Consider the following 8,982-nt stretch of genomic DNA (forward strand, 5'->3'; position numbering starts at 1 on the left):
GTGTTCAAGGCACGTTGTGAGGCAATTGATGCCAATGGGGGAAGTGGTTTCTACCAACTTGCCCTACAGTCGGCAACCATGAAACTGAAACAGGGATTTGGACGGTTGTTGCGTTCAGCCTGCGATCGTGGTGTGGTCATCATTCTGGATAGCCGTGTGGTGAGCAAGAACTATGGAATGTACATGATTCGTTCATTGCCTGAGAGCTATCACCCCGATAGCGAGACCTCAGGATTATCAGATAAGGTAGAGAATTTCCTCTATGGAGGATGATATATAAAAAAGCTGCTTCCCGGCAGGTGCCTGGAAACAGCTTTTCTGATTTGATGCTATTAACTACTCGATGATTGCAAGAATATCCTTCATGCTGAGAATCAGGTATTCGGTGCCATCGGCTTTTACAGAAGTGCCGGCATACTTGTCATGCATGACGCGATCCCCTTCCTTGACGTTCATCTTCACGTCCTCGGTTCCTTCGCCGACTGCCACGACCACTCCGATCTGGGTCTTTTCCTGTGCTGTCTGGGGAATGTAGAGACCGCTTGCGGTCTTCTCCTGCAGCTCTTCCATCTTTACCAATACTCTGTCTGCCAAAGGCTTAATGGTCATTGTATCTTCCTCCAACCAAAATATGAATGTGAAAGTGTAATAGAGAGGGATGCACCCTCGCTGGAGATAATATAGTCAAAAGAAGGAGAAGGGGCAAGCTGATTCTTCTTTAGTGTGCAGATCCTTCTCACTGTGCAAAAGAGGCTTGCCGCTCGTAGGAAGTATTACTATATTCAGTGCGAAGCAAAAAAAGAAGGAAACAGGTATGGAGAACAGGCAAAAAGACAGTAACTATCCTCTGGCCCTCAAAGACAATCCTGCAGATTGGGGAACCCAGCAGGTTTGGAGGCATTTCTATCGTCTTGCTTGCCTATTCGCTCGTTCCGAGGATTTGGACAGGAGTCTCAATTGCTTTGTTGATGTGTTTTTGATCAGGGGGAATGAAATGCACAATCCAGACAAGGATTGGCTTGATTTCTTCAGGCGTCAGTTTGCCATCTACCTTTTTGGGAAAAAGAGAATCTCCTGTTCCCTCAGTGAAGGTGATATGATCCACGATTTCCTGAAGATGGAATATGAGCAGATCAAGAAGGAACTCAGCGAAAGTGAGATTCCTTTCAAAGGAGAATGCCTTGCCCCATGGTTTGCCTCACTCGAGCTTGATTTCCCTTGGTTGGTTACTGAATCTGAGCCAAAATGGTCAGTTGGGTAACGATGGATTGCCATCTTATTCTTGGTTCGAGTCAGAATGTCCCGGAAATCCTGGGATATTTTTTTTATGAGTCAAAATGACACTTTTTTCTGGAAACCTCTGTCAAATAAAACTTTCTTTCGTTTGTATTATCTTGAAAAGAATATGTAAGTATATAAAATAAAAGCAATTAAAAATAAATATTATAAGTTGGCACGCTAGTTGCAATTACCTTTCCAACGACCAAACAGGAAGGTACATAATGAAAAGAAACCAAACGATGTTGAATGCAGTTGAAAAATCCTACGCGTATGATGACGCAAACATTCTGAGCATGTACCTCAAGGAAATCAACAGGATTCCCTTGCTTACTCCTGAAGAGGAAGTGGAACTTGCAAAACGTGCGCAGAAGGGCGAAGAGTTTGCACGAAAGAAAATGATTGAATCAAATCTCCGCTTTGTAGTCAATGTGGCAAAGAAATACCAGAACCAGGGACTGCCATTGGTTGATCTGATCAATGAGGGAAATATTGGTCTGATGACTGCACTTGAGAAATTTGACGTTGAGAGGGGATACCATTTCATCAGTTATGCTGTGTGGTGGATCCGCCAGGCAATCATGAAGGCAATCAATGAAAAGAGTAGGGCAGTCCGTCTCCCACTCAACAGGACCAATGAGTTGTTGCAGATCCAGAAGGCCCAGAAGGCACTGATGAAGGACAATAACTCTGAGGATGTGAGTGCAGAAGAGATTGGGGCGCTTACTGGTTTCGATCCTGAGCATGTAGGTAACCTGCTTGCCATCAGCCGGGACATGGTTAGCCTCGATGCCCCCATCTTCAATGATGGAAGTGCCAGTAATATTGGTGATTTCATAGAGGATGAGACCCAGATGAGCCCCGAGGACAGTCTGCTCGAGCACTCCTTGGAAGAGGATGTTCGTTCACTGCTTTCCACCTTGAGTGACAAGGAGCGGGAAATTATAGAATTGCGCTATGGTCTTGAAGGAAAGAACCCCATGTCTCTCAAGGAGATCGGGGAACTGTACAACCTTACCAAGGAGAGAATTCGCCAGATCGAGAAGAAAGCAATCGAGAGATTGCGTAACCCCTCCCGTTCAAAGATGGTTGAGAGTTATATCGCATAACAGCACCAAAAGGGTGTATCTATATATATTGGAAAAACCGGGCACAGGCTGTCCGGTTTTTTCCCTCTTTAGCCCAATCAGACAAAAGGCTCGGTAGCGGAAGCATTCATATGTGGATACGTGAGTCCGACAACAAAAAGAAACAGGAGATTGATTTACTCGGTCTCCTGTTTCTTGCTTTTCCTGTAAATACATTGCTAGAATTCTGGACGATTGGATTTCCCTGTATAGCCCATATTAAAGCTGATGGTAGCTGCACAACGCATAACCAGTACTGCCATTGTCTCGGGCCTCATCTCTGGGTGCTGGGCCAGCACCCAGGAAGTAGAAACTGCAGCAATGACCTGTCCCCGGTAGTCATGGATAGGGGCAGCCACACAGTTGATGGCAGGCTCCGCCTCCTGGTCGTCAAGTGACCATCCCCTTCTTCTGCATTCGCGAATGTCCTGGAGTAGACTCTCGATATTCGTATGGGTGTTCGGTCCACGGCGTGAGAAGGTTTCATGGGCGAGGAGGGCCCGAATTTCTTCGTCACTCAAACCCATCAACAAGGATTTTCCAAGTGATGTGCAGTATAGAGGCTTTCTCTGGCCAACTATCGCATACTTGCGAAGACTGTTGATTTGTTCCTTGCTATCCACATAGACCATCTTGTCCTCCTGTCGGATGGCAAGAAAGACCACATTACCTGTAGTTACGGAAAGTTCGTCCATGGCAGGGGAGCTCTCAGTCTTCAGTTCGAGGTTGTTGAGATAGTTGCTGCAAAGAGCAATGAAGCCAGGACCAAGACGATATCGACCGGTTTCTTCTGATTTCCTCACATATTCTCGTTGAATGAGCACTCCGATGAGACGGTGTACCGTGCTTTTGGGGAGCTTGAGCATCTCAGAAATCTGAATCAGGTTGTAGCCGTTCTGTTCGTTTCCCAACAACTCCAAGATGTCAAAGGCTCGATCAAGTGATTGTACTTTCAATTCTGATGGCACCTCTCATCCTCCTTGTTCTTGCAATATATTCCATTTATTTCCCCTTGACAAGAGATACAGGTATCTTATAATGGAATCAGATTCCACCATGTGGGACAAAACTGGAAATATTGAGAAATATGTGTACATAATCATATATTAATTCTTCAATATGAAAAGAAGTTCCACGATATGGAACATAATTGCAAGGAGTTACGATATGGATACAAGGTATTCGACTGGTAAAGAGGGCTTCAAGCATATGACGACACAGGAGCTTAGGGATGAGTTCTTGGTGGACGGAATATTTCTCGCTGACGAGGTGAGTGGAGTCTATTCACACATTGACAGGATTGTCACGATGGGTGCAATGCCGGTGAAAGGGGAGCTGGACCTGGAAAAGAACATCGATCCGATGAAGGATTTTGGTGTCGAGTACTTCCTGCAGCGCCGCGAGATTGGAATGATCAACATCGGTGGCGATGGTTACGTGGTGGCCGATGGTAAGCGCTATGATCTGGTGAGCCTGGATGGATTGTACCTTCCGATGGGAACTAAGAAGGTGAGCCTTGGAAGCAATGACGGGAAAAATCCTGCGAAGTTCTATATGAGCAGTACTCCTGCACACCATGCCTTTGAAGCAAAGCATATCGTCTTTGCCGATGCAAAGCATGTACCAGCTGGCAACAAGGCAGAGAGCAATGAACGGGTGATCAACCAGTATATTCACCCCGATGTATTGGATACCTGCCAGCTTTCCATGGGGCTGACTCAACTGAAAGAGGGCAGTGTGTGGAATACGATGCCGGTACATACGCATGAGAGAAGGATGGAAGTGTACTTCTACTTTGACATTGATGCAGAGCAGACACTGTTCCACTTCTTCGGGGAACCAAGTGAGACAAGGCATATCATAGTGCACAACGAACAGGCTGTTATCAGTCCGTCATGGTCGATCCACAGCGGAGTAGGTACAAGCAACTATACGTTCATCTGGTCAATGTGTGGTGAGAACAGAACCTACACTGACATGGACCATGTGGCAACGAAGGATTTGAGGTAAATTGTATGGGATATATTGAAAAACAGTTCTCCCTTGAGGGGAAGGTGGCCTGGGTGACCGGGGCCAGTTATGGCATTGGGTTTGCCATTGCAAGTGCCTATGCATCTGCTGGTGCGAAGATTGCGTTCAACGATATCAACCAGGAGCTGGTGGACAAGGGCCTTGCTGCCTACAAGGAAGCAGGCATCGATGCCAAGGGCTATGTATGTGATGTCACCGATGAGAAAGCGGTAGCTGAGACAACGGAGAAGATAATCAAGGACCTAGGGGCTGTTGATATCCTGGTAAATAATGCCGGGATCATCCGCCGTGTTCCGATGCACGAGATGAGTGCAGAGGAGTGGCGCAAGGTAATCGACATCGACCTGAATGCCCCCTTCATCGTAAGCAAGGCTGTCCTGCCCGGGATGATGGAAAGAAAGAGCGGTAAGATCATAAATATCTGCTCAATGATGAGTGAGCTGGGCAGAGAGACGGTTGCCGCGTATGCTGCTGCAAAGGGTGGCCTGAAGATGTTGACGAGAAACATCTGCAGCGAGTACGGCAAGTACAACATCCAGTGCAACGGGATTGGACCTGGCTACATAGCAACCCCGCAGACAGCTCCTCTTAGGGAGCGGCAGGCCGATGGTAGCCGTCACCCGTTTGACTCATTCATCGTTGCAAAGACACCTGCAGAGCGTTGGGGGACAACCGAGGATCTCACCGGTCCTGCCTTGTTCCTTGCCTCCGGTGCAAGTGACTTCGTGAATGGCCATGTCCTGTATGTCGATGGTGGCATTCTTGCCTATATTGGCAAACAGCCCTAATTAGTTCTTTCTTTTTACTTTGCCCATATTCCCTTCGGGGGATGTGGGTGATTTTTTTTGGCTCAAGGCTGAGATGGCAAGTAATGATTGTTGCTGTTTGTTGCAAAGATGAGGAATTCGGTTAAAATTCAATTATGAATTGCGTGAACACGTAAAATTCAATTGAAAGCTGTTAGGAAGAAGCAAAATACGATTTGTCTTAGCTTTTGCTCAATACCTAATGATAAGGCCAAATTGGAATAATGTTCCAAAAAGGATATTAACAAATATTTATCTAATAAGAAGTTGGAAGTGCCCAAACTGCTTCTTTTACGCTCTGGATTCATTGACAGTCAGGAGCTAAGCAGGTAGGATTTGCACGTCTAGTAATAGTGAGAATTAAGAGGAGTCTTGTATGGCAACAAAGAACACAAAGTATGTCTATTTTTTTGGCTCCGGTAAGGCAGAAGGAACTGCCCAGATGAAGGATCTGCTCGGAGGAAAGGGTGCAAACCTTGCCGAGATGACCAGCATTGGGCTTCCTGTCCCACCGGGCTTTACAATCAGCACTGAGGCTTGCGCCTTTTATAGTGCCAATAAAGGTAACTATCCTGAAGGATTGAGAGAAGAAGTGCTGGAACACCTTGCCAGACTCGAGAAGACGATGGGTGCAAAGCTGGGAGACAATAATGATCCCTTGCTTGTCTCCGTAAGAAGTGGTGCTGCCCAGTCCATGCCAGGAATGATGGATACCATCCTCAACCTGGGACTTACCCCCGATTCCGTTCAGGGGTTGATCAAGAAAACAAACAACGAGAGATTCGCCTGGGACAGCTATCGCCGTTTCATGCAGATGTTCGGTGACGTTGTCATGGGTGTTCCCCATCATGAGTTCGAACGTGCATTGCAGGATGTGAAGGACACTCGTGGTGTTGAACTCGATACCGATCTTGACAGCAAGGATCTGCAGGAAGTGATTGCCCGCTACCAGAGACTGTACAAGCGCTTCACAGGTGAGGAGTTCCCTACCGATCCCCTCGACCAGTTGTTCAAGGCTATCAATGCAGTATTCAAGTCCTGGAACAATGAGCGTGCAAACAAGTATCGCCAGATGAACGATATTCGTGGTCTTCTGGGTACTGCGGTAAACATCCAGAGCATGGTATTCGGTAACATGGGGGAGACCAGTGGCACTGGTGTAGCCTTTACGCGTGACCCCTCAACTGGAGAGAACCAGTTCTATGGTGAGTACCTGATGAATGCTCAGGGTGAGGATGTTGTTGCAGGTATCCGTACCCCACAGTCGATCTCTACACTCAAGAAAGTCAATGAAAAGGTCTATGACCAGTTGGTTGATATCAGGGGCATCCTGGAAAAACATTATAAGGATATGCAGGATCTTGAGTTCACCATTCAGGAAGGAAAGCTGTACATGTTGCAGACCAGAAATGGTAAGAGAACCATTTTCAGCTGGTTGCGCACCCAGGTCGAGATGGTTGAGGAAGGCTTGATCGACAAGGAGACAGCAGTAAGTCGTGTTCCCTCTGGTGAGTTCGGCAAGTTGTTTGCCCCAATTCTCGACGGCAAGTACATCAGGGACAACTCCCTGGAAGTTATCACTCGTGGGCTGAATGCAAGCCCTGGTGGTGCATGCGGCCAGATCTACTTTACTGCTGAGAAAGCAGAAGAGATGGCTGCAGAAGGGAAGGATGTCATTCTCGTGAGAACCGAGACCAGCCCTGAGGATATCGGTGGTATGGCGGTTGCCAAGGGTGTTGTCACCTGCCGTGGTGGTATGACAAGCCATGCAGCCGTAGTAGCCCGTGGCATGGGTTGCCCTTGTGTCAGTGGTGCTGGGGAGATTAAGATCAATGAACCAAAGCGCTTCCTGGAAGTAAACGGGACCAAGCTCAGTGAGGGAGATTTCATCTCCATCGATGGCTTTACCGGTGAAGTGTATGGTGCAAAGATTCCTGTCCGTGCTTCCGAGATCGTCCAGGTGCTCAATGGTGCCATGAAAGAGAGTGAGTCAATCCTGTACAAGGATTACAAGGCCTTCATGGGATTCGTCCAGGACCTGAAGTCATTGGGTGTCTACACCAACGCCGATACACCGCATGATGCACAGATGGCTGTTGCTTTCGGTGCCGAGGGCATCGGTCTCTGCCGAACAGAACACATGTTCTTTGGTGGTGACAGGATCATGTCGATCAGAAAGATGATTCTTGCCAACAATATTGTGGAAAGGGAGAAAGCTCTCGCTGAATTGCTTCCCATGCAGAGGAGTGACTTTGAGGAGATCTTCCTTGCACTTGATGGCCGACCGGCTACCATCCGCTTGCTTGATCCACCGTTGCATGAGTTCCTTCCCAATGACCATACCAGCAGGCATGAACTTGCCTTGCAGATGGGTATCACGGTAGAGGAAGTAGCACAGAAGTCTTCTGCCTTGCATGAGTTCAACCCGATGCTTGGTTTCCGTGGTTGTCGTCTTGCGATCATCTATCCTGAGATTCTGAGAATGCAGGTAAGGGCGATCATCGAGGCTGCGATCAACGTGAAGCGCAAGGGTATGGAAGTACTGCCTGAGATCATGATCCCGTTGGTAGGCAACTACAAGGAGTTTGTGTTCACCAAGAAACATGCCCTTGAGGTGATCGAGCAGATTTTCAGTGAACAGTCTCTCAAGGTGCACTACAAGATCGGTACCATGATCGAGGTTCCTCGTGCTGCCATCACCGCAGACGAGATTGCCAAGGAAGCAGAGTTCTTCAGCTTCGGTACCAATGATCTGACCCAGCTTACCTGTGGATTCAGTCGTGATGATGCGGCTTCTTTCCTCGGTGCTTATGTAAATGATGCTGACAAGCAGTTCTATGAGTATGACCCGTTTGCCACCCTTGATGTGAATGGCGTGGGCAAGCTCGTGGAGATGGCAGTCAAGCTTGGTCGCTCTGCTAACCCCTCTATCAAGTTGGGTATCTGTGGTGAGCATGGTGGAGACCCGAAGACCATTGCCTTCTGTAACAAGGTTGGCCTTGATTATGTCTCTTGTTCTCCGTTCCGTGTTCCCATTGCCCGTCTTGCTGCAGCGCAGGCTGTGATTGAGGCAAAGAAGAAGGCTTAAATCTTGTATTTTGAAGATTGTATCCCGGGCTTAAAGCCCGGGATATTTCTTGTGCGCACATTGTTGGGTATGTGAGACAAGAAAAAGCGGTCCCCTAAGGAACCGCTTCTTGAGCCAAAAAAGGGAATTGAACCCTTGACCTGCTCATTACGAGTGAGCTGCTCTACCGCTGAGCTATTTTGGCAATGAACTACTGAAAACAGATGCATTCTACCCGAAACAGGGAAGAAGGTAAAGACGGATTGCGGATAAAATACCTGTTCATCTTTACCTTGACCTTAAGCGCTAATGTCGAGTAGGCTTGCGGGTGAAGAGGGATACGGTGAATAGAGAGAGACGGTTCAGACATGCTGTCGCCCAGGAGGTGGTTGTCTTGCTGAATACAGAAAAACAAGCAGTACGTACCAAAGTTGGGGTAGGGTGGCAGCCGGATGTCGCCCAATTTTTGTTGGACATGTTTCCTAATGCCTTGGAGTACGGTTTTGAGCTCAAGGATATTGCGCCGTTGGTCAGTGAGAAAGTAATCAACTTCACAGCGGAGGACTATGCATTGCTTGATGATGATTATGACTTGGAGGATCTATGATCGTCCTTGGTATCGAGACATCATGTGATGAGTGCAGTGCTTCCCTGGTGGAGGATGGGCATACCA

Annotated in this window: 9 protein-coding genes and 1 tRNA gene; 7 read left to right on the forward strand and 3 right to left on the reverse strand. The window is 47.7% G+C overall.

All coding sequences use genetic code 11. From position 1 onward, the window contains the following. A partial coding sequence (locus JF818_RS05365; RefSeq protein WP_304945006.1) for a helicase C-terminal domain-containing protein occupies positions 1-273 on the forward strand: 273 nt, incomplete at its 5' end. A gap of 63 nt (positions 274-336) precedes the next feature. Here the strand turns inward: JF818_RS05365 and JF818_RS05370 are convergent. Beyond that, entirely contained in the window at positions 337-609 is a 273-nt protein-coding gene (locus JF818_RS05370; RefSeq protein ID WP_117331408.1) for a co-chaperone GroES, read from the reverse strand. Positions 610-814: 205 nt separating this feature from the next. Between JF818_RS05370 and JF818_RS05375 the strand changes: the two genes are divergently transcribed. After that, positions 815-1,261 (forward strand): hypothetical protein, encoded by a 447-nt coding sequence (locus tag JF818_RS05375; RefSeq protein WP_198890937.1) that lies wholly within the window; start codon positions 815-817, stop codon positions 1,259-1,261. Between the two features lie 241 nt (positions 1,262-1,502). Beyond that, positions 1,503-2,387: an RNA polymerase sigma factor RpoD/SigA gene (locus tag JF818_RS05380; RefSeq protein WP_198890938.1), complete on the forward strand. Its 885-nt coding sequence runs from the start codon at positions 1,503-1,505 to the stop codon at positions 2,385-2,387. 197 nt (positions 2,388-2,584) lie between these two features. On the opposite strand, the gene JF818_RS05385 is transcribed toward JF818_RS05380, so the two are convergent. After that, positions 2,585-3,373 (reverse strand): IclR family transcriptional regulator, encoded by a 789-nt coding sequence (locus JF818_RS05385; protein ID WP_198890939.1) that lies wholly within the window; start codon positions 3,371-3,373, stop codon positions 2,585-2,587. A gap of 199 nt (positions 3,374-3,572) precedes the next feature. Here JF818_RS05385 and kduI point away from each other — a divergent pair, with 199 nt between their 5' ends. The 3 genes from kduI to ppdK all read left to right on the forward strand — a co-directional run bounded on the left by kduI (position 3,573) and on the right by ppdK (position 8,330). Beyond that, complete coding sequence (gene kduI, locus JF818_RS05390; RefSeq protein WP_198890940.1) at positions 3,573-4,415, forward strand: 5-dehydro-4-deoxy-D-glucuronate isomerase; 843 nt, start codon at positions 3,573-3,575, stop codon at positions 4,413-4,415. Between the two features lie 5 nt (positions 4,416-4,420). After that, the gene (locus JF818_RS05395; RefSeq protein WP_198890941.1) at positions 4,421-5,224 is read left to right on the forward strand and encodes a gluconate 5-dehydrogenase; all 804 of its coding nucleotides are present in this window, start codon (positions 4,421-4,423) and stop codon (positions 5,222-5,224) included. Between the two features lie 394 nt (positions 5,225-5,618). Next, positions 5,619-8,330, forward strand: a complete 2,712-nt coding sequence (gene ppdK / locus JF818_RS05400) for a pyruvate, phosphate dikinase (protein ID WP_198890942.1) — start codon at positions 5,619-5,621, stop codon at positions 8,328-8,330. Between the two features lie 112 nt (positions 8,331-8,442). On the opposite strand, the gene JF818_RS05405 is transcribed toward ppdK, so the two are convergent. Then, positions 8,443-8,514, reverse strand: a tRNA-Thr gene (locus JF818_RS05405). A gap of 138 nt (positions 8,515-8,652) precedes the next feature. On the opposite strand from JF818_RS05405, the gene JF818_RS05410 reads away from it, so the two are divergent. Further along, complete coding sequence (locus tag JF818_RS05410) at positions 8,653-8,916, forward strand: hypothetical protein (RefSeq protein WP_198890943.1); 264 nt, start codon at positions 8,653-8,655, stop codon at positions 8,914-8,916. The last annotated feature ends 66 nt before the right edge of the window (positions 8,917-8,982 follow it).

It is taken from the genome of Sphaerochaeta sp. S2 (assembly GCF_016406725.1).
Taxonomy (GTDB): domain Bacteria; phylum Spirochaetota; class Spirochaetia; order Sphaerochaetales; family Sphaerochaetaceae; genus Sphaerochaeta.